The sequence below is a fragment of the Ruegeria sp. L12 genome (assembly GCF_056531745.1).
Genome location: NZ_JBQFMH010000002.1, coordinates 354,078 through 373,224 on the forward strand (window position 1 = coordinate 354,078; position 19,147 = coordinate 373,224).

Below are 19,147 nucleotides of genomic sequence, written 5' to 3' on the forward strand. Positions count from 1 at the left end.
AAATGGCAGTAGGTATCTTTGATTCCGGATTGGGTGGTCTGACCGTCCTGAACGCCGCGCAGAAACGTCTGCCCGACGTGGATTTTCTGTATTACGCAGACAGCGCGCACGCGCCCTATGGCGTGCGCGACGCCGAGGATATCTATGAACTGACCCGCGTAGCCGTGCAGAACCTGTGGGATCGCGGATGCAATCTGGTGATTCTGGCCTGCAATACTGCCAGCGCTGCCGCTCTGCGCAGAATGCAGGAGGCTGGCGTACCCGATGGCAAGCGGGTGCTGGGCGTGTTCGTCCCATTGATCGAGGCGCTGACCGAGCGGCGATGGGGTGATAACTCACCTCCGCGCGAGGTCGAAGTGCAGCATGTCGCGTTGTTTGCCACACCAGCCACCGTATCCAGCCGGGCCTTTCAGCGCGAACTGGCGTTCCGCGCGATTGGCGTGGATGTCGAAGCGCAGGCTTGCGGCGGTGTGGTCGACGCCATCGAAGAGGGCGACATGATCCTTGCCGAAGCGTTGGTGCGCAGCCATGTGGATGCCCTGAAACGCAAAATGCCGGAACCTCAGGCGGCCATTCTGGGCTGCACCCATTACCCGTTGATGGCAGAGACGTTTCAGCAGGCGCTTGGCGCGGATGTGAAGGTCTATAGCCAGGGCGATCTGGTTGCCGAAAGCTTGTCTGACTACCTGCAGCGCCATCCCAACATGTTGGGTGAAGGCAAGGCCGGGTTTCTGACGACGGGCAAGCCGGGCGTGGTGACGGATCGTGCGACTCAGTTTCTCCGACGACAAATCTCGTTTGAAGCCGCCTGACCTAGGTCAAGGACGGCGCTTTTCCCATTTCGTAATTCGTTGACCGTCACAACGGCGGTCACCCCATGTGACACATGAATGAAAGAGGTCTGACATGACCCATAAAATCGCAATTCTGGGTGCTTCCGGCTATACCGGTGCCGAACTCGTGCGGCTGATTGCCGGGCATCCGAATATGGAAATCAAAGCTCTGGCCGCCGAACGTAAGGCCGGGCAGACCATGGCGCAGGTGTTTCCGCATTTGCGGCACATGGATTTGCCGGTGCTGTGCAAGATATCCGAAATCGACTTTTCCCAGATCGACCTGTGTTTCTGCGCCTTGCCGCACAAGACCAGTCAGGAAGTTATCCGCGATCTGCCCAGGACCCTGAAAATCGTCGATCTTTCGGCGGATTTCCGGCTGCGGGATGGTGACGAGTACCAGAAATGGTACGGCAACCCGCATGCGGCACTCGGGCATCAGGAAGAGGCCGTCTATGGCCTAACAGAGTTCTATCGGGATGAGATCCGGTCAGCCCGGCTTGTCGCCGGGACCGGGTGCAATGCCGCGACCGGGCAATATGTGCTGCGGCCATTGATCTCGGCTGGCGTGATTGATCTGGATGATATCATTCTGGACCTGAAATGCGCGGTTTCGGGCGCGGGTCGGGCACTGAAAGAGAACCTGCTGCACGCAGAGCTGAGCGAAGGCGCGAATGCCTATGCGGTGGGTGGAACGCATCGGCATCTGGGTGAGTTCGATCAGGAGTTCTCGGCAATCGCTGGCCGTACCGTGCACGTGCAATTCACGCCGCATCTGATCCCCGCCAACCGGGGCATTCTGGCCACCACCTACGTGAAGGGCGACCCGCAGAGCGTTTATGAAACCCTGCAATCGGCCTATGAGGACGAGCCTTTCATCGAGATGCTGCCTTTTGGTGAAACACCTTCGACCCACCACGTGCGGGGATCGAACTTTTGCCATATCGGCGTGGTCGGAGACCGGATCGAGCGCCGCGCGATCGTGGTCGCGGCATTGGATAACCTGACAAAAGGTAGCAGTGGGCAAGCCTTGCAGAACGCCAACCTGATGTTAGGTGAGGATGAAACCCAGGGGCTGATGATGGCCCCTCTGTTCCCGTGAGGACGGTATGAAAACGCTCAAGAAACGTCGTCGAGTTCAGGTCATTCTGTTGGCTGTCGTGGCCCTTGTGCTGGCGACGGGTCTGATTGGCTATGCAATGCGCGACGGCATCAACTTCTTCCGCTCGCCCAGTCAGGTGATCGCCGAGCCCCCAAAACCGACCGAGGTTTTCCGCATTGGCGGTCTGGTCGAAGAGGGCTCGATCATTCGCGGGCAAGGGGAGACGGTGCATTTTGTTGTCACCGATGGCGGCGAGAGCGTGAAGGTTGCTTTCACCGGTGTTCTGCCTGACCTTTTCTCGGAAAATCAGGGTATGGTCGGCACCGGCAGTTATGTGAACGGTGTGTTCGAAGCTACTGAAATTCTTGCCAAACACGATGAGACCTACATGCCCAAAGAAGTGGTGGATGCGCTGAAAGAACAGGGCGTTTACAAGGAGGGTGGCGACAGCTGAATGCAGCTTTGCTGCTTGCCTCCGGCGGAGGTGTTTTTAAACAAAAGAAGCAGGGCGTTGCGTGCGATAGGCGGGCAGCGCCCTTTGATTTATCGGGGTGTTAATGCCTTTATCTGACCGTTTGGACCATCTGAGCAAGAGGGTGGTTCAATGCAGACGGTTCGACAGATTGCGGATGATATCGTGGCGCGTGAGGGTGGTTTTGTTGATGACCCGGACGATCCCGGTGGTGCGACCAAACATGGTGTGACCATCCACACGATGCGGCGTTTGGGTCTGGATCTGACGGCGGATGGCGTGGTCGACCGCGCGGACGTGCAGGCATTGACCCGGGCGCAGGCGGTCGAGATCTTCCTGAAGCATTATTTCGAGAAGCCTAAGATCGATCTGTTGCCTGAGGCCCTGTGGCCCTCTGTTTTTGATATGCATGTGAACGCCGGTGCGCATGCGGTGCGTATCTTGCAGAAGCTTTTGGGTCAGATGGGCTATGACTTGGATGTTGATGGTGTCATTGGCGCCCAGACGGCGCGCGCCTGCAGCGATGCGGCCAATCCTCAGCCCATAGTGCTGCGGGATGCTTATGGGGTTGCGCGCCGAAGCTATTATTTCCAGCTGGCCGACCGCAATTCTGCATTGCGCAAATACGCCCGTACCCGTGCCGGTGGCAAAGGGGGGTGGATCAAGCGTGCGGAGGCGTTTTTGTCACCCGTCTATCATCTGAACGATGAAGAGTTTCAGCGGAGGGTTTTAGAATGGGCCTGATTTCAGGAATTCTCGGACTACTATTCGGCAGTGGTCGGAACGTCGTGCAGGAAACCGCCGAAGTCTTTCGCGAAAACACCGAGAGCGGGGCCGAGCGTGCGGTGATGCTGCGGGCGGCGGCGATGTCGCAGTTCGGAGCCGAGTTTCAGGCGCCGTCAAAGGGTTACTTCGATCGGTTCATGGACGGTGTGAACCGCCTGCCACGCCCTGCGCTGGCGCTTGGGACTTTGGGTCTGTTTATCGCCGCCATGGTCGATCCTGTTTGGTTCGCGGCACGGATGCAGGGCATATCGCTTGTGCCCGAGCCGCTTTGGTGGCTGTTGGGCGTCATCGTCTCATTCTATTTCGGCGCCCGCCATCAGATGAAAGCGCAGGATTTCCAGCGTGAAATCAGCACGTCGATGCGCGGAGTTCCGGATATTATTGCCAATCTCGAAGCGCTGGACGCCCTGCAGCCCAAAGATACCCGCATGGCGGAATCTCCGCATAATCAGGGCGGGGCTCAAGCCGAGGCCAATCCGGCGCTGGACGAATGGAAACGTCTGCGCGCAGGCTGAGGCGCGACACTATGTGCGGCGATCCTTGACGAATGTTAATGGCACATGGCTGGCTGCCGCAGTATAACCGGCCCATGATTACAGAGCTCGGCCATTTCGCACTGATCCTCGCCTTTCTGGTAGCCATCGTTCAGACCGTGGTGCCGCTTGTAGGCGCTGCAAAACGCTGGACCGGATGGATGGTTTTCGCCGAACCGGCGGCCATCACCCAGTTCATTCTGGCAGCATTTGCCTTCGGTGCGTTGATCTGGGCGTTTGTAACCTCGGATTTCTCGCTGCGGATCGTGGTTGAGAACAGCCATTCCGCAAAACCGATGCTTTACAAGATCAGCGGGACATGGGGGAACCATGAAGGTTCGATGCTGCTGTGGGTTCTGATCGTTGCGATTTTCGGCGCGATGGCGGCTGTGTTCGGGGGCGGATTACCTCCAACATTGAAAGCGCGGGTGCTGGCGGTTCAGGCGTCGATCGGTGTGGCGTTTTACGCCTTCATCCTGTTCACGTCGAACCCGTTTGACCGGCTGCCGGTTCCTCCGTTTGATGGTCGAGACCTGAACCCGCTATTGCAGGACCCCGGTTTGGCCTTCCATCCGCCTTTCCTGTATCTGGGCTATGTCGGCCTCAGCATGGCGTTCAGCTTTGCCGTTGCCGCGTTGATCGAAGGCCGGGTTGATGCTGCTTGGGGGCGCTGGGTGCGGCCCTGGACGTTGGCGGCCTGGATCTTTCTGACTATCGGCATCGCGCTTGGATCCTGGTGGGCTTATTACGAGCTGGGCTGGGGCGGGTTCTGGTTCTGGGACCCGGTTGAAAATGCCAGCTTCATGCCCTGGCTTCTGGCGGCGGCGTTGCTGCATTCGGCCATCGTGGTCGAAAAGCGCGAGGCGCTGAAAAGCTGGACCATCCTGCTGGCCATCATCGCCTTTGGCTTCTCGCTGATCGGGACATTCATCGTACGCTCGGGTCTGCTGACCTCGGTCCATGCTTTCGCCAATGACCCCGAACGCGGGGTGTTCATCCTGTTCATCCTGATCATCTTTACGGGTGGCGCCTTGACCCTGTTTGCCGCGCGTGCGCAGGCGATGGAGGCGAAGGGCGTCTTCGGAATGGTCAGCCGTGAAAGCGCGCTGGTGCTGAACAATATCCTGCTGGCGGTCAGCTGTTTCGTGGTGTTCTTCGGAACGCTCTGGCCGATGGTGGCCGAGATGGCGTTTGACCGGAAGCTTTCGGTTGGTGCGCCCTTCTTCAATGCCGCTTTCACGCCTTTCATGGTGGTGCTTGGGATCGTTCTTCCTGTGGGCGCGATGATCCCGTGGAAGCGGGGCAGGCTGGGCAAGGCGGCATGGTCGCTGCGTTATGCCTTCGTTCTGGCCATCGCGCTGGCGATACTGGTCTGGGTCCTGCAGACGGGACGCAGCGCTTTGGGTCCTGTGGGACTGTTCCTTGGCGCCTGGATCACTTTCGGCGCCATCGTAGACCTGTGGAACCGCACGGGCCGCAAAGGCAGCCTTGGCCGTCTGTTCCGACTGCCCGGTGCCGATTGGGGTAAGGCTGTCGCTCATACCGGATTGGGTGTCACGATGTTTGCAATCGCCGGTCTGACCGCGTGGGAAGTAGAAGATATTCGCGTGGCGCAGCCGGGCCAGCCATTCGAAGTAGGTCAGTTCACGCTGACCCTGCAGGATGTGCGGCGTGTGGAAGGGCCAAATTACTTTTCGACCACCGCTGATGTTGCCGTTGAAAAGAACGGGCGTCAGATCACCACCCTGCACCCCGAGAAGCGCGACTATCCGGTGGCGCGCATGCCCACGACCGAGGCGGCGATTGACTACCGGTTCCTGCGGGATCTGTATGTGGTGATCGGGGATCAGCAGGCAGATGGCGGCTGGGTGATGCGTACCTATATCAAACCTCTGGCCAACTGGATCTGGGCGGGATGTATTCTGATGTCTCTGGGCGGCTTGCTCAGCCTGTCGGACCGCCGTTTCCGCGTGGCCGCAGGTGCGCGCAAGACACCAGCAAGCGGAGTGCCCGCGGAATGAAGCGCCTTGTTCTGATACTGATGCTGATATCCAGCCCGCTTTTGGCAGTGCAACCGGATGAGGTTCTGGACGATCCGGTGCTGGAAGAGCGCGCGCGTGAGCTCAGCACCGGATTGCGCTGTCTGGTGTGCCGCAATGAAAGTATCGACGAAAGCAACGCAGAGCTTGCGCGCGACCTGCGCATTCTGTTGCGTGAACGTCTGGTGGCGGGAGATACCGATCAGGAAGCGGTGGATTTCATTGTAGCCCGCTATGGCGAATACGTACTTCTGAAACCCACTGCAACCGGCGCCAATCTGATGTTGTGGCTGGCCGGTCCGATCATGTTGCTGATCGCGGCGGGTCTGGGCTGGAGCTTTTTGCGCAAACGGTCACAGTCGCAGGGGGGCGGACATACAGACACGCTCAGCGACGAAGAACAGGAACGTTTGCGCCGAATTCTGGAAGACTGACGCGCGGTTCTGCTTTTCCTTCCCTCGCATTTGCGTAAGCTTTCGCAAGATGCTGCGCAGGTGAGGTTTTTTAGATGGAATATGAAGCAGTCCAGCTTGAGATTGCAGAAGGTCTGGCGGTTCTGACGCTGAATCGCCCGGACAAAATGAATGCGCTGACGACGCAGATGCGGGCGGAAATCACCTATGCCATGAAAGACGCCGCCCGGCAGGCGCGCGCGATTGTTCTGACCGGGGCTGGGCCGGCGTTCTGCTCGGGCCAGGATCTGGGCGACGCATCGAGTACGGGTTCGATCGATCTGGAGCGCGCATTGCGGGATGAGTATGAACCGATGCTTGAGGCGGTCTATGACTGCCCGGTGCCAACCATTGCTGCGGTCAATGGACCGGCTGCCGGGGCAGGGGCCAATCTGGCGCTGTGCGCGGATGTGGTGATCGCGACCGAGAGCGCCTATTTTTTGCAGGCATTTGCCAGGATCGGTTTGTTGCCGGATGCCGGAGGGACATGGTTCATGCCGCGCCAGATGGGGTTTGCCAAAGCGATGGGTGCGGCACTGTTTGCCGACAAGATCAGCGCACGGCAGGCAGATGAATGGGGGCTGATCTGGGAAGCCGTGGCGGATGACCAGTTCGACGCGCATTGGCGCAAGCGGGCGGCCTATCTGGCCAATGGCCCGACGGCCGGGTTCCGCGCGATCAAGCAGGCGATCCGGGGAACCTATGACAAGACGTTGCCGCAGCAACTGGCGGCCGAGGCGCATCTGCAGGGGGAATGCGGCCGCACGCGGGATTTTGCGGAAGGCGTCGTTGCATTTCTTGAAAAGCGCCCCGCGAAATTCGAGGGGCGCTGAGTGTCTGATTAAGCCCGGCGACGGCGACGTGCGCGCCGTTCAGGTGCTGCATCGTCCCCGGTTCCATCCGAGGCGGAGGTAAACGGACCAAGCGCGAGCGTGATCTCATCCAAAGTCGGACGGTTACCGCGAGGCCGTGTATCCAGTGCTTTGCGCATCTCCCGCAGGTGCGCTGGCATGGTCCCGCAGCATCCGCCCACGATGGTGGCCCCGGCGTCACGGGCCATCGCCGCGTACTGTCCCATCAATTCGGGCGTACCGTCATAGTGGATGTGGCCATCTACATATTTCGGAATGCCTGCATTGCCTTTGGAGATGAGCGGGCGTTCGGTCCCTTGCGCTGCAAACCCCAGAATGGTGCGCAGAATATCCGAAGCTCCGGTGCCGCAATTGGCCCCAAAGGCCAAAGGCGGATTCGGCAGGGTTTCAACCATCGTCGCCAGATCGGATGAGGTCACGCCCATCATTGTGCGACCGGCGGTGTCAAAGCTCATGGTGCCGCACCAGGGCATATCGGCCAGCGCAAAGGCCTCGGCGGCGGCGCGGAATTCTTCCGGGGCGCTGATGGTTTCCAGCCACAGAACATCTGCGTCGCCCGCCTTCAGGGCGTCCGCCTGTTCGTGGAACATCTCGACCGCTTCGGCATGGGTCAGGCTGCCGACCGGCTCCATAATCTCACCGGTTGGGCCGACCGAGCCTGCCACGATCACCGGGCGGCCCGCCTTGTCGGCGACCTCACGGCCCAGCTCGGCACCGATGCGGTTCAGCTCGGCCACGCGATTCTGGGCGCCATGCAGTTTCAGCCGCGCTGCGGTGCCGCCGAACGTGTTGGTCAGAAACAGATCGCTGCCTGCGTCGACCGAGCCCTGATAGAGCGCGCGAATCTTGTCGGGTGCCTCGACATTCCACAATTCGGGCGCATCGCCGGATTGCAGGCCCATGTTGAACAGGTTGGTGCCAGTCGCGCCATCCGCGAGGATGACATCAACAGTTTCCAGAAGCTTGCTGAGCGCGTTTGTCATTGGGGTATTCCAAAATTAAGGGCCTGAGCCCGTAAAATATGAGACGCCCCGTGTCTCACGACCGAGGCGTCAAATCAAACTCATAATTCTCATGAAGATCATGAGTTTTGAATTTCAGGCCATCAGTGTTCGGCTTCCGCCATCACCTGTTCTTTGGCCTCGGCCAGAAGTTCAGCCATTTTCGAACGAATCTTGGCCTCGTCTGCGAGATCGCCAAGATAGCCTTTGACTGCCTCGACAACATCGTCTTCGCTGACATTCTGCAGATCGGCATGGACCAGTTCCTGACCGTATTTCCGTGCCTGTTCAACGGTTTCGCCCTTCAGCGCCGATGCCCAGACTGCCATGAACCGGTTGCGGCGCATACGTGCGATGAACTGCATCTTTTCGTCATGGGCGAATTTGCTTTCAAACGCGGCTTCACGTTCGTCGAATGTGGTCATTGGTTGGGGACCCCTTGGATTGCAATCTCTTTCCTGATGATATGACTATACGACGCCCCGGGCGCAAGGTATTTGCGCTGCGTCAAACCCTCTCGGGTCGCTGAACTTGCGGGAAGGCGGGGCTTGCACTATGAGGGCGCCAACGTGAAGGGACTCATTCCCTTTCGCCAGTCTGGAAAGGTCGCTCATGGCGCGTCGCAAGAAGATTTACGAAGGTAAGGCTAAAATTCTGTATGAAGGCCCTGAACCGGGTACGATCGTGCAGTACTTCAAGGACGACGCCACCGCGTTCAACGCCGAAAAGAAAGATGTCATCGACGGCAAGGGTGTTTTAAACAACCGCCTGAGTGAATTCTTCATGACCGGCCTGACACAGATCGGCATTCCTAACCACTTCATCCGCCGCCTCAACATGCGCGAGCAATTGGTCCGCAATTGCGAGATCGTGCCGCTGGAAGTGATCGTGCGTAACTATGCCGCCGGTTCGATGTCGAAACGTCTGGGCATCGCCGAGGGAACGCAGCTGCCGCGTCCGATCGTTGAATATTGCTATAAGGATGATGCCTTGGGTGATCCGCTGGTCACCGAGGAACACATTGCGGCCTTCGGTTGGGCCAGCCAGCAAGATATGGACGATATCCTCAGCCTCGCGCTGCGCGTGAATGATTTCATGAGCGGCGTGATGCTGGCTGTCGGCATCCGACTGGTCGATTTCAAGATCGAGATCGGACGGATCTTTGAAGGCGACTATCAGCGCCTCATCGTCGCCGATGAGATCAGCCCCGACAGCTGCCGTCTGTGGGACATTGAGACCGGTCAGAAGCTGGACAAAGACGTGTTCCGGCGCGATCTGGGCAGCCTGACGGATGCCTATTCCGAGGTGGCTCGCCGTCTGGGTGTTCTGCCCAAGACCAACGTGACGAAGCCAACGCTGATCAACTGATCCCGCCCAGTATCGGCGGGGTTGTCCGACAGATCCAAGCGGGATATCCCGCGCGCAATGAAACGGACCGGCTGGCGGTCCTCGACTGGAGTTTTCGACCATGAAGGCACGAGTGCATGTGATGCTCAAGAACGGGGTTCTGGACCCGCAGGGTGAGGCCGTGCGTCACGCATTGGGTGCGATGGGTTTTGATCAGGTCGAAGGTGTGCGTCAGGGCAAGGTCATCGATCTGGAACTCGCCGATGGCGCAACCGAGGCGGATGTGACCGAGATGTGCGAGAAGCTGTTGGCCAACACCGTCATCGAACGCTACGAGATCGAACTGGTCTGAACGGATGCGGGCGGCGCGTCTGATCTCTTATCGACAGCCGCTTGAGGTGACGACGGTTCCCGACCCGGAACCGGCGGAAGACGGCGTGGTCGTGCGGGTTCTGGCCTGTGGCGTTTGCCGGTCAGACTGGCACGCATGGTCCGGTTCGGACCCGGATGTTGTTCTTCCCATAACCCCCGGTCATGAATATTGCGGCGAGGTCGTTGCCGTTGGCCGCCGGGTCAACCGGTGGCGTGTTGGGGATCGGGTCATTGCGCCCTTCATTCTGGCCTGCGGTCACTGCCCGGATTGCGCGCAGGGTTATCAAACGATTTGCACCGATCAGGTCGTGCCGGGGTTCACCTGCGATGGCGCTTTTGCCGAGTTCATTTCGGTCGCTCACGCTGACGCCAACCTGACCGCTTTGCCAGACACTTTGCCCCCTGAAGTCGCAGCAGCGCTGGGATGTCGGGTGACGACCGCGTGGCAGGCCTTGGTCGGGCGGGCACAGTTACAGGGCGGAGAATGGCTGGCTGTCTTTGGTGGCGGAGGTGTCGGTATCTCGGCCCTGCTGCTGGGCAAGGCCCTTGGCGCGCGTGTCGTGGTGGTCGATATCGCCGATGACAAGCTGGCCTATGCGGAAAGCCTCGGGGCTGATGCGGTGGTCAATGCGGCCAGCTGCGACGCACCGCAAGCGGTCAGGGATCTGACCTCAGGCGGCGCCCATGTTGCCATCGAGGCCCTGGGTATCGAAGTCACAACCGTCTCGGCCATGCGTTCGTTGCGCAAACTGGGCCGGATGGTGCAGATCGGTATGCCTGCGGGCGATCACGCCACGATGGCGCTGCCTATGGATGTTCTTTATTCCGGCCAACTATCCGTCTATGGAACGCGCGGAATGCCCAGTTGGCGCTATCCGTCGCTGTTGTCACTGATCGCGGGCGGAGGCGTTGATCTGAGCCCGCTGGTCACCCGCCAGATCACTCTGAACCAGGCAAGCGCCGAGCTTGCTGCCTTTGACAATCCTACGCCTCCGGGTGTCGCCGTTGTCACCGATTTTGTCTCTTAGGAGGGTCCGCCATGCGCGCAGCCGTCATCGTATTCCCCGGGTCCAACTGTGACCGCGATCTTGCCGTTGCTTTCGAACAGGCCGGGTTCTCGGTTGATATGGTCTGGCACAAGGATGCCACACTGCCCGAGGGCGTCGACATTGTCGGCGTGCCGGGTGGCTTTTCGTATGGTGATTACCTGCGCTGCGGTGCGATTGCTGCGCAATCGCCGATCTGCAAGGCGCTGGCCGCTCATACCGAACGGGGCGGTTATGCTGTTGGCATTTGCAACGGTTTTCAGGTCCTGACAGAAACTGGTATCCTGCCGGGTGCGTTGCTGCGGAATGCCGGTCTGAAATACATCTGCAAGACCATCGGCCTGAAAGTCGAGACCAGCGCCAGCGCCTTTACCGAAGGCTACAATGCCGGGGATGTGATCGATATTCCGATTGCGCATCATGACGGCAATTATTTTGCGGATGATGAGACGCTGGCGGCGCTGAAAGATCAGGACCGCATTGCCTTCACCTATGCCGACAATCCCAACGGTTCGCGCGATGATATTGCGGGTATTTTGTCCCACAACCGACGCGTGTTGGGGATGATGCCACACCCCGAACGGGCGGCGGATTCAGGCCACGGAGGCACGGATGGAACGGCGCTCTTCCGCGCATTGGCCGGGGTGCTGGCGCCAGCGTGACTTGAGGTCATCGGTCGGGACGCGTAGCGTCTGGGCATGAGTGCGGACGATCAATCAAACAGCGCTGGATTTCTGAACCGGCTTCGCGGCTCGCCTATGGGCTGGCGGCTGCGGCTTGCCGTTTTCTTGCTGTTGATCGCAACTGTGGCGACGGTGTGGATCACCAACAGCCTGTTGACCAGTCGTTTCACCGAATCCACCCGCAACCGGGCCGAGCTGCGCCTGGCGTTGTATTCCGGCAACCTGCTGAGTGAATTGCGCCGCAATTCGATTGTCCCGCAACTGCTGTCTCGCGATCCGACGCTGATCTCGGCCCTGCAATCCAGCGACTATACGCTGTCGACCCAGCGCCTGATTTCCTTTGTTGAAGAGATCGGCGCGGCTTCGCTGGTCTTGCTGGACCGTGATGGGTTGACCGTGGCGGCGACTGATCGCAATCGTCTGGGCGAGGGGCATCGCGGCACGCCCTATTTCATCGATGCGATGCGTTCAAACGCGACGATATTCTCAGTCATTCCGCGTGAAGCGGGCGGCTATAGCTTTGTCTATTCGCGCCGGATCGAAGCAAATGCCGAAATTCTTGGCGTGATCGTGGTTGAGGTCGATCTGCAGAAATTCGAACGTGCCTGGGCCGGTATCTCCGATGCGGTGATGGTGAGGGACAGTACCGGTACGATCATTCTGTCGACCGAACCACAATGGCGCGGGCTGGACGAAAGCGGCGCACTTCTGCGGCAGCCGCCACAAGGCGCAATCCAGCGCGCGATCCGGGCCACGACCGATTGGCATGCGCTGCCGCCCGATGCCTATTTGCAGGGCGAGGCCGTGATGCGGATGGAAACGCGCATTCCGTTCCGTGGCTGGCAGATGACGTCGTTCACCACTTATTCTTCGATCCGGGAGAAGGTGAACAGCGTTCTGGCGCTGGAAATCATGGGTTTTGCGATTCTTCTGGCGCTGGCCTTTTATGCGCTCAGCCGCAGGGCCACGTCGCGCATGACTTTGTTCCAACGCGAGTCGGCGGAGCTTCGCGCATTGAACGCAAGACTGCAGCGGGAAATTGCTGAGCGCGAACGGGTTGAAAAGACGCTGGAAGTTGCCGAGCAGACCCTCGCGCAAAGCTCGAAACTGGCCGCGTTGGGCGAGATGTCGGCGGCCGTCAGTCACGAGTTGAATCAGCCTCTGGCGGCGATGAAAACCTACCTGGCGGGTGCCCGCCTGCTGCTGCGCCGGAATCGGCCCGAAGAGGCGCTGGCCAGCTTTGGCCGCATTGACGGGCTGATTGAGCGGATGGGGGCGATCACACGTCAGCTCAAATCCTATGCCCGCAAGGGGGCAGACGCGTTTTCGCCTGTAAATCTTGGCGAAGCATTGGCCTCGAGCCTGTCTATGATGGAACCGCAGCTGCGTCAGCGCCATGTGAAGATCACGCAGATTTTGCCCGAAGAACCTGTTATAGTGATGGGAGATCGGATGCGGATTGAACAGGTTATGGTCAATCTCTTGCGCAATGCGCTGGACGCCACCAAATCTGTACAGGAACCGGATGTCGAGATCATCCTTGCTGCGGGTGAAACCGCAATATTGACCGTGCGCGACAATGGCTACGGGATCGAAGACATCGAAAACCTGTTTGAACCGTTTTACACGACCAAACGCCCAGGAGACGGCGTGGGTCTGGGGCTTGCCATCTCGTCCGGGATCGTGAACGACCATGGCGGACGGCTGACCGCGCGCAACGGCCAACAGGGCGGCGCGGTGTTTGAGATGCAATTGCCCATACTGGGAAGCGACGGTCTTGAGGCCGCGGAGTAAAGGAAGTGACTATGGCACAGGCCATGAAAATCGCCATCGTGGATGATGAACAGGACATGCGCCAGTCGATCAGCCAATGGTTGGCTCTGTCGGGTTATGACACCGAGACCTTTGCCAGCGCCGAGGATGCGCTGAAAGTGCTTGGGCCGGAATATCCGGGGATCGTAATCTCCGACATCAAGATGCCCGGCATGGACGGCATTCAGTTGCTGAAAAAACTGATGGGCGCTGACAGTACTCTGCCGGTGATCATGATCACCGGGCATGGGGACGTGCCCATGGCGGTCGAGGCGATGCGCGTCGGTGCATTCGATTTCCTGGAGAAGCCCTTCAACCCGGACCGCATGTCCGAGCTGGCCAAACGCGCCAGCAATGCCCGCCGATTGACGCTGGACAACCGCGCCCTGCGGCGCGAGCTGTCCGGCGGCACCCAGATCATGAACAAGCTGATCGGGGCCAGCCCGGTAATGGAGCGGCTGCGTGAGGATATTCTGGATCTGGGGCAGGCGGATGGTCATGTCCTGATCGACGGCGAAACCGGAACGGGTAAGACGCTGGTGGCGCATGCTCTGCACGCCGTGGGCAGCCGTGCCGGGAAGAAGTTCGTATTGGTTTCGTGCGCGGCGCTTGAGGAAGAGGCGTTGTCGAAACGTCTGTTCGGCCCGATGCTGCCCGAGGACACGCAACTGCCCGCCATCGAAGAGGCGCGTGGCGGTACGCTGGTTCTGGAGGATGTCGAGGCGCTGAGCGACACGCTGCAGGCCCGGTTGCTGAGCGTGATGAATGAGCAGGGCACCCCGGCGGAAACACGGATCGTCGCAATCTCGAACCTGCAGGAAGCAGGCAAGACCAGCGAAGACGTGCTCCGCCCCGACCTGTTCTATCGTCTTGCAGCGTTGCGCATCACCATGCCGCCACTGCGTCAGCGAGGCGAGGATATTCTGACCCTGTTCACGCGACTGAGCGAGCAATTTGCCGAGGAATACGGCTGTGACGCGCCGCAGGTCAGCGCGCAGGAAGCGGCGCAATTGTTGCAGGCCCCTTGGCCGGGCAATGTGCGGCAGCTGATCAACATCGCGGAACGGGCTGTGCTGCAGTCACGGCGCGGGTCGGGTACCATTGCGTCGCTTCTGATGTCGGATCATGAAGAAATGCAGCCGGTGATGACGACCGAAGGCAAACCCCTGAAGGAATATGTCGAAGCGTTTGAACGGATGCTGATCGACAACACGATGCGGCGTCATAAGGGCTCGATCGCGTCGGTGATGGATGAGCTTTGCCTGCCGCGCCGGACGCTGAATGAAAAGATGGCCAAATATGGCCTTCAAAGGTCGGACTATCTGTGAGGGCGGGGAGGGGGCCAGCCCCCTCTTGAGCCTTCGGCTCAATTCACCCCCGGGATATTTATCGCCAGATGAAGTGGATCCTGTGGATCCGGCAGGTGGGGATGCAGTTTGCCCATTGTCTTTTCCACAGGACTGCCTTTATTGTGAGCGGACGGGCCGGGTAAATTGCGCCTGCAAGCCCCGTATTTTTGAGTTTCGCTGCTGAGCCGATGATCAGGAACAATCCCGCGCGGCACGGCAGACCGATTGTGCCCCTTATGGGGCAGATGAACGCCTGAACCCGCCTGTGCGGGTGAAAGGAATAAATGGGCGGGCTGCGTTCACACGCGCCTGTCGGAGAAGAACCGCGATGACGCGCGCGCAACGATTGAGTATACGGGCAGGGGGCCATGGCGCCAGACCCTGCTGCGCGCCGTCCGATATCGCCCGTACAAGACACCTCCCCAAAAGCGCCTGTCCACCCGGACGGGTCAGGACAACGCGTTTGGCGCGGTGCACCAAGGACAAATGGCTAAGAAAATGCTTATCGATGCCACCCACGCGGAGGAAACCCGCGTCGTGGTGGTCGACGGAAACAAGGTTGAGGAATTTGACTTTGAATCCGAAAACAAACGCCAGCTTGCTGGCAACATCTATCTTGCAAAAGTAACACGGGTCGAACCGTCGCTGCAGGCGGCGTTCGTGGATTATGGCGGGAACCGGCATGGTTTCCTGGCATTTTCCGAGATTCATCCCGATTATTATCAGATCCCCGTCGCCGACCGCGAGGCGCTGATGGAGGAAGAACGTGCCTATGCCGAGGCGATGAAGGCGCGTGATGAGGCCGAAGAGGCCAAGCCCAAGAAACGCCGGTCGCGCTCGAGATCGAAGGCGGCCGACGTCAAGACAGACGATCCGGTCGAGACGCTGGAGGTTTCGTCCGAACCGACCGGCATGGAAACCATCGATCTTGATGACGGTGAAGAGGCGGATGTGCCCGAGGGGACATCTCCGATGGAGATCGTTGCCGAGACCCCGGTGGAAGAACCCGAAGATGGAGACGCGCCTGTAACTGAGGATGCGCCAGCCGAAGCGCCTGTTTCGGAAGAAGCCTCTCAGGAAGAGGAACCGGGCGTTGAGAGCGCCGAGGATTCGGACGAGGACTTTACCGAAACCGCTGATGACAGCGCGCAAGAGGCCTCTGACGAGGGTGAGGCTGACGCCAAAGCCGAGGACGAAGAGGCGGCGCCTTCTGACGATGATCAGGACGCGGACGATGACGCCGAAGAGAAAAGCGCCGACGCATCCGCGAAGGATGACACCATCGAATCCGTGGCGGATGAAGATGACAGCGAGGATATCCGTCCTCCGCGCAAACCGCGCCCGCGCCGGTACAAGATTCAGGAAGTCATCAAGGTACGTCAGGTCCTGCTGGTGCAGGTCGTCAAGGAAGAGCGCGGCAACAAGGGTGCTGCGCTGACAACCTATCTGTCTTTGGCCGGCCGCTATTGTGTGCTGATGCCCAATACGGCGCGTGGTGGCGGGATCAGCCGCAAGATCACCAATGCGGCAGACCGGAAGAAGCTGAAAGATATCGCCTCGGAAATCGATGTGCCGACTGGTGCGGGGCTGATTGTGCGCACGGCAGGTGCCAAACGGACGAAATCCGAGATCAAGCGCGACTATGAATACCTGCAGCGCATGTGGGAGCAGATTCGTGAACTGACGCTGCAATCCATTGCGCCCGCGAAGATTTACGAGGAAGGCGATCTGATCAAACGGTCGATCCGCGACCTCTATAACCGCGATATCGATGAAGTTCTGGTTGAAGGCGAGGGCGGGTATCGCATCGCCAAGGACTTCATGAAGATGATCATGCCGTCCCACGCCAAAAACGTGAAACGGTATGAAGACGCGCTGCCGCTGTTCGCGCGCTATCAGGTGGAAAGCTATCTGGCGGGCATGTTTAACCCGACGGTGCAGTTGAAGTCCGGTGGCTATATCGTGATCGGCGTGACTGAGGCGCTTGTGGCGATTGACGTGAACTCAGGCCGGGCGACCAAGGAAGGCTCGATTGAAGAGACGGCACTGAAGACCAATCTGGAGGCTGCCGAAGAGGTGGCGCGCCAGCTGCGTCTGCGCGATCTGGCCGGTCTGATCGTCATCGATTTCATCGATATGGACGAGCGCAAGAACAACGCGGCGGTCGAGAAGCGCCTGAAAGAGAAACTGAAAACCGACCGCGCCCGCATTCAGGTGGGTCGGATTTCGGGCTTTGGCCTGCTCGAGATGAGCCGCCAACGCCTGCGCCCCGGCATGATCGAGGCGACGACTCAGCCGTGCCCTGCCTGTCATGGTACCGGCCTGATCCGCTCGGACGACAACATGGCGCTGTCGATCCTGCGCCAGATCGAAGAGGAAGGCACCCGCCGCCGCTCGCGCGAGGTTCTGGTGCGCTGCCCGGTCAGCATCGCCAACTTCCTGATGAATCAGAAACGTGAGCATATCGCCCAGATCGAGTCGCGTTATGGCCTGTCGGTGCGGATCGAAGGTGATGTGCATCTGGTCAGCCCCGATTTCTCGATGGAGAAATTCAAGACGGCCAGCCGGGTGGTGCCCGAAGCGACTGCGCCTGTGGTCTCGGTAGATGCCACGCTGATGGATATGGTCGATGCCTCGGAAGAGGAAGAGGCCGTCGAAGATTCCGACGTTCAGACTGAAGATGAGGCGAAGCCCAAGCGCAAGCGGCGTCGGCGTCGTCGTAAGAAGAATGCGGGCAATGCAGAAGCCGCAGAGGGTAGCGCTGAGGCGGCAGAGGGCGACGCGGATGACGCGGCATCGCCGGATGCGGCGAAAGACGATGAAACCGCCGAGGAGAAGGCCGCTGAGGCTGAGCCGGCTGTCGAGGCCGTTGAAGAGGCAGAGAAGCCCAAGAAACGTCGTGCGCCACGTCGTCGCAAAAAAGATGCGGAAACGGCAGCGACTGAAGAAACTCAGCCCGCCGAGTCAGAGGCTGCCCCGACACCTGAGCCAACTCAGGCGGAGACCGCGGAAGACGCGCCTGAGCCATCCGAACCAGTTGCCCAATCCGATGAAGCCGATGCGACGCCGGAAGTTGAAGCAGAAGAGGTTGTAGAACCTGTGGCAGCGACCGACGCGGAAACCGAGCAATCAGCAGAACCTGAAGCGCAAGCAGAAGACGTTGCAGAGCCGGTAGCGCAAGAAGAAGTTGCAGAGGATGCCCCGGCAGAAGAAACGCCGGAACCTGTTCTTGAAACCGTTGCGGAAGAACCCGAGCCAGCCCCCGCCAAGCCGAAACGGCGCGGTTGGTGGTCACTGGGACAGTGATCGAAAGGGCGGGCCATCTGGTCCGCCTTTTTCGTATTTGTCAGCCGGATTTCTGGATCAGATAGACCTGATACCCGCCCGTCGACTCCTGTGAAATCAGCGTATGCCCCGCCTCGCTGCAAAAATGCGGCACGTCGATGATCGCCGCTGGGTCGTCGGCCAGCAGGCGCAGCAACCCTCCGGCGGGCAGGGATTTTAGCCGTTTTCGGGCTTTCAGAACGGGCAGGGGGCATAACAGCCCCAACGCGTCGAGTGTCTCGGTCTCATCAGTCATGTGATTGAGATATTTCCAACACGCGATGCTGTCCAGCATGCAACATACAGCCACGAGGATGTGACTGAATGGCCCCGTGACGAAACCGACTTGATACCATATGTGCTAATCCATGTTCGGAATAGATATCATCGACGCAGGGCTGCTGCCCGCCATGTTCATCGCCATGCTGGGCGGGTTGATCAGTTTTCTGTCGCCCTGTGTGTTGCCGATTGTACCGCCTTATCTGGCTTATATGAGCGGCGTTTCGATCAATGAGATGAAGGATGAGGTGCGCGCGCGGCGCAAGGCCACACTGGCGGCGTTGTTCTTTGTCATGGGGCTGTCGACGGTTTTCTTGCTGCTCGGCTTTACCGCCTCGGCATTCGGGGCGTTTGTTCTGCAGAATCAGGTGCTTTTCGCCAAGCTGTCCGGTGCCGTGGTAATCGTCTTCGGTCTGCATTTTCTCAACGTCTTTCGCATCCCGCTGCTGGATCGCGAAGCCCGGGTTGAGACCGGAGATTCCGGTGGTTCGATCTTTGGCGCCTATATCCTGGGTCTTGCGTTTGCCTTCGGCTGGACGCCGTGTATCGGGCCCCAATTAGGTGCAATTCTGTCTCTGGCCGCGTCCGAAGCTTCGGTCGCACGGGGCACCTTGCTGCTGGGTGTTTATGCGGCGGGGCTTGGCATTCCTTTCCTGCTGGCGGCCATGTTCCTGAACCGCTCGATGGCGGTGATGAACCGGATCAAACCGCATATGGCGACGATCGAAAAGGTGATGGGCGGGCTGCTCCTGTTCGTAGGCATCATGTTGATCACAGGTCTCTTCACCGAATTCAGCTGGTGGCTGCTTGAAACTTTCCCGGTTCTGGCCACTTTCGGTTAGCCC

19 protein-coding genes are annotated in these 19,147 nt (G+C 59.5%); 16 read left to right on the forward strand and 3 right to left on the reverse strand.

The features are described from left to right. Window positions 1-2 precede the first annotated feature (2 nt). From murI to ACR0K9_RS04705, 8 genes are all read left to right on the forward strand, one after another. Window positions 3-812, forward strand: coding sequence for a glutamate racemase (gene murI / locus ACR0K9_RS04670; RefSeq protein WP_480821162.1), 810 nt, complete (start codon window positions 3-5; stop codon window positions 810-812). Between the two features lie 94 nt (window positions 813-906). Then, window positions 907-1,935: an N-acetyl-gamma-glutamyl-phosphate reductase gene (argC, locus tag ACR0K9_RS04675; RefSeq protein WP_480821164.1), complete on the forward strand. Its 1,029-nt coding sequence runs from the start codon at window positions 907-909 to the stop codon at window positions 1,933-1,935. 7 nt (window positions 1,936-1,942) lie between these two features. Continuing rightward, window positions 1,943-2,389: a cytochrome c maturation protein CcmE gene (gene ccmE / locus ACR0K9_RS04680; protein WP_480532559.1), complete on the forward strand. Its 447-nt coding sequence runs from the start codon at window positions 1,943-1,945 to the stop codon at window positions 2,387-2,389. 150 nt (window positions 2,390-2,539) lie between these two features. Then, window positions 2,540-3,151, forward strand: a complete 612-nt coding sequence (locus ACR0K9_RS04685) for a holin-associated N-acetylmuramidase (RefSeq protein WP_480821166.1) — start codon at window positions 2,540-2,542, stop codon at window positions 3,149-3,151. Continuing rightward, window positions 3,142-3,708, forward strand: coding sequence for a holin family protein (locus ACR0K9_RS04690; RefSeq protein ID WP_480821167.1), 567 nt, complete (start codon window positions 3,142-3,144; stop codon window positions 3,706-3,708). The genes ACR0K9_RS04685 and ACR0K9_RS04690 overlap by 10 nt, the downstream gene beginning before the upstream one ends. 74 nt (window positions 3,709-3,782) lie before the next feature. After that, window positions 3,783-5,747: a heme lyase CcmF/NrfE family subunit gene (locus ACR0K9_RS04695; RefSeq protein ID WP_480821169.1), complete on the forward strand. Its 1,965-nt coding sequence runs from the start codon at window positions 3,783-3,785 to the stop codon at window positions 5,745-5,747. Next, a complete protein-coding gene (locus tag ACR0K9_RS04700; RefSeq protein ID WP_480821171.1) occupies window positions 5,744-6,199 on the forward strand; it encodes a cytochrome c-type biogenesis protein in 456 nt (151 codons plus the stop codon). Before ACR0K9_RS04695 ends, ACR0K9_RS04700 begins: the two co-directional genes overlap by 4 nt. Before the next feature lie 74 nt (window positions 6,200-6,273). After that, complete coding sequence (locus tag ACR0K9_RS04705; protein WP_480821173.1) at window positions 6,274-7,050, forward strand: enoyl-CoA hydratase-related protein; 777 nt, start codon at window positions 6,274-6,276, stop codon at window positions 7,048-7,050. 8 nt (window positions 7,051-7,058) lie between these two features. Here ACR0K9_RS04705 and bmt read toward each other — a convergent pair whose 3' ends face one another. Further along, window positions 7,059-8,072 (reverse strand): betaine--homocysteine S-methyltransferase, encoded by a 1,014-nt coding sequence (gene bmt / locus ACR0K9_RS04710; RefSeq protein WP_480821175.1) that lies wholly within the window; start codon window positions 8,070-8,072, stop codon window positions 7,059-7,061. A gap of 122 nt (window positions 8,073-8,194) precedes the next feature. Then, window positions 8,195-8,515: a DUF1476 domain-containing protein gene (locus ACR0K9_RS04715; protein ID WP_480821177.1), complete on the reverse strand. Its 321-nt coding sequence runs from the start codon at window positions 8,513-8,515 to the stop codon at window positions 8,195-8,197. Window positions 8,516-8,702: 187 nt separating this feature from the next. Between ACR0K9_RS04715 and purC the strand changes: the two genes are divergently transcribed. The 7 genes from purC (at window position 8,703) to ACR0K9_RS04750 (ending at window position 18,005) form a co-directional block, all read left to right on the forward strand. Then, window positions 8,703-9,458: a phosphoribosylaminoimidazolesuccinocarboxamide synthase gene (gene purC, locus ACR0K9_RS04720; RefSeq protein ID WP_480532545.1), complete on the forward strand. Its 756-nt coding sequence runs from the start codon at window positions 8,703-8,705 to the stop codon at window positions 9,456-9,458. Window positions 9,459-9,558: 100 nt separating this feature from the next. Continuing rightward, window positions 9,559-9,789, forward strand: a complete 231-nt coding sequence (purS, locus tag ACR0K9_RS04725) for a phosphoribosylformylglycinamidine synthase subunit PurS (RefSeq protein WP_117872765.1) — start codon at window positions 9,559-9,561, stop codon at window positions 9,787-9,789. 4 nt (window positions 9,790-9,793) lie between these two features. After that, a complete protein-coding gene (locus ACR0K9_RS04730) occupies window positions 9,794-10,837 on the forward strand; it encodes a zinc-dependent alcohol dehydrogenase family protein (protein WP_480821179.1) in 1,044 nt (347 codons plus the stop codon). An 11-nt stretch (window positions 10,838-10,848) separates the two neighbouring features. Further along, the gene (gene purQ / locus ACR0K9_RS04735; RefSeq protein ID WP_480532541.1) at window positions 10,849-11,517 is read left to right on the forward strand and encodes a phosphoribosylformylglycinamidine synthase subunit PurQ; all 669 of its coding nucleotides are present in this window, start codon (window positions 10,849-10,851) and stop codon (window positions 11,515-11,517) included. A 36-nt stretch (window positions 11,518-11,553) separates the two neighbouring features. Next, window positions 11,554-13,332 (forward strand): sensor histidine kinase, encoded by a 1,779-nt coding sequence (locus ACR0K9_RS04740; RefSeq protein WP_480532539.1) that lies wholly within the window; start codon window positions 11,554-11,556, stop codon window positions 13,330-13,332. Between the two features lie 11 nt (window positions 13,333-13,343). Next, window positions 13,344-14,678, forward strand: coding sequence for a sigma-54-dependent transcriptional regulator (locus tag ACR0K9_RS04745; protein ID WP_480532537.1), 1,335 nt, complete (start codon window positions 13,344-13,346; stop codon window positions 14,676-14,678). A gap of 507 nt (window positions 14,679-15,185) precedes the next feature. Then, window positions 15,186-18,005 carry an Rne/Rng family ribonuclease gene (locus tag ACR0K9_RS04750; protein WP_480821181.1) on the forward strand — a complete coding sequence of 940 codons (2,820 nt, stop codon included), beginning with the start codon at window positions 15,186-15,188 and terminating at the stop codon, window positions 18,003-18,005. A gap of 40 nt (window positions 18,006-18,045) precedes the next feature. Here ACR0K9_RS04750 and ACR0K9_RS04755 read toward each other — a convergent pair whose 3' ends face one another. Further along, window positions 18,046-18,279, reverse strand: a complete 234-nt coding sequence (locus ACR0K9_RS04755; RefSeq protein ID WP_480821183.1) for a sulfurtransferase TusA family protein — start codon at window positions 18,277-18,279, stop codon at window positions 18,046-18,048. A gap of 112 nt (window positions 18,280-18,391) precedes the next feature. On the opposite strand from ACR0K9_RS04755, the gene ACR0K9_RS04760 reads away from it, so the two are divergent. Then, on the forward strand, window positions 18,392-19,144 hold the full coding sequence (locus ACR0K9_RS04760) for a cytochrome c biogenesis CcdA family protein (RefSeq protein WP_480821185.1): 753 nt from the start codon (window positions 18,392-18,394) through the stop codon (window positions 19,142-19,144). Window positions 19,145-19,147 lie beyond the last annotated feature (3 nt).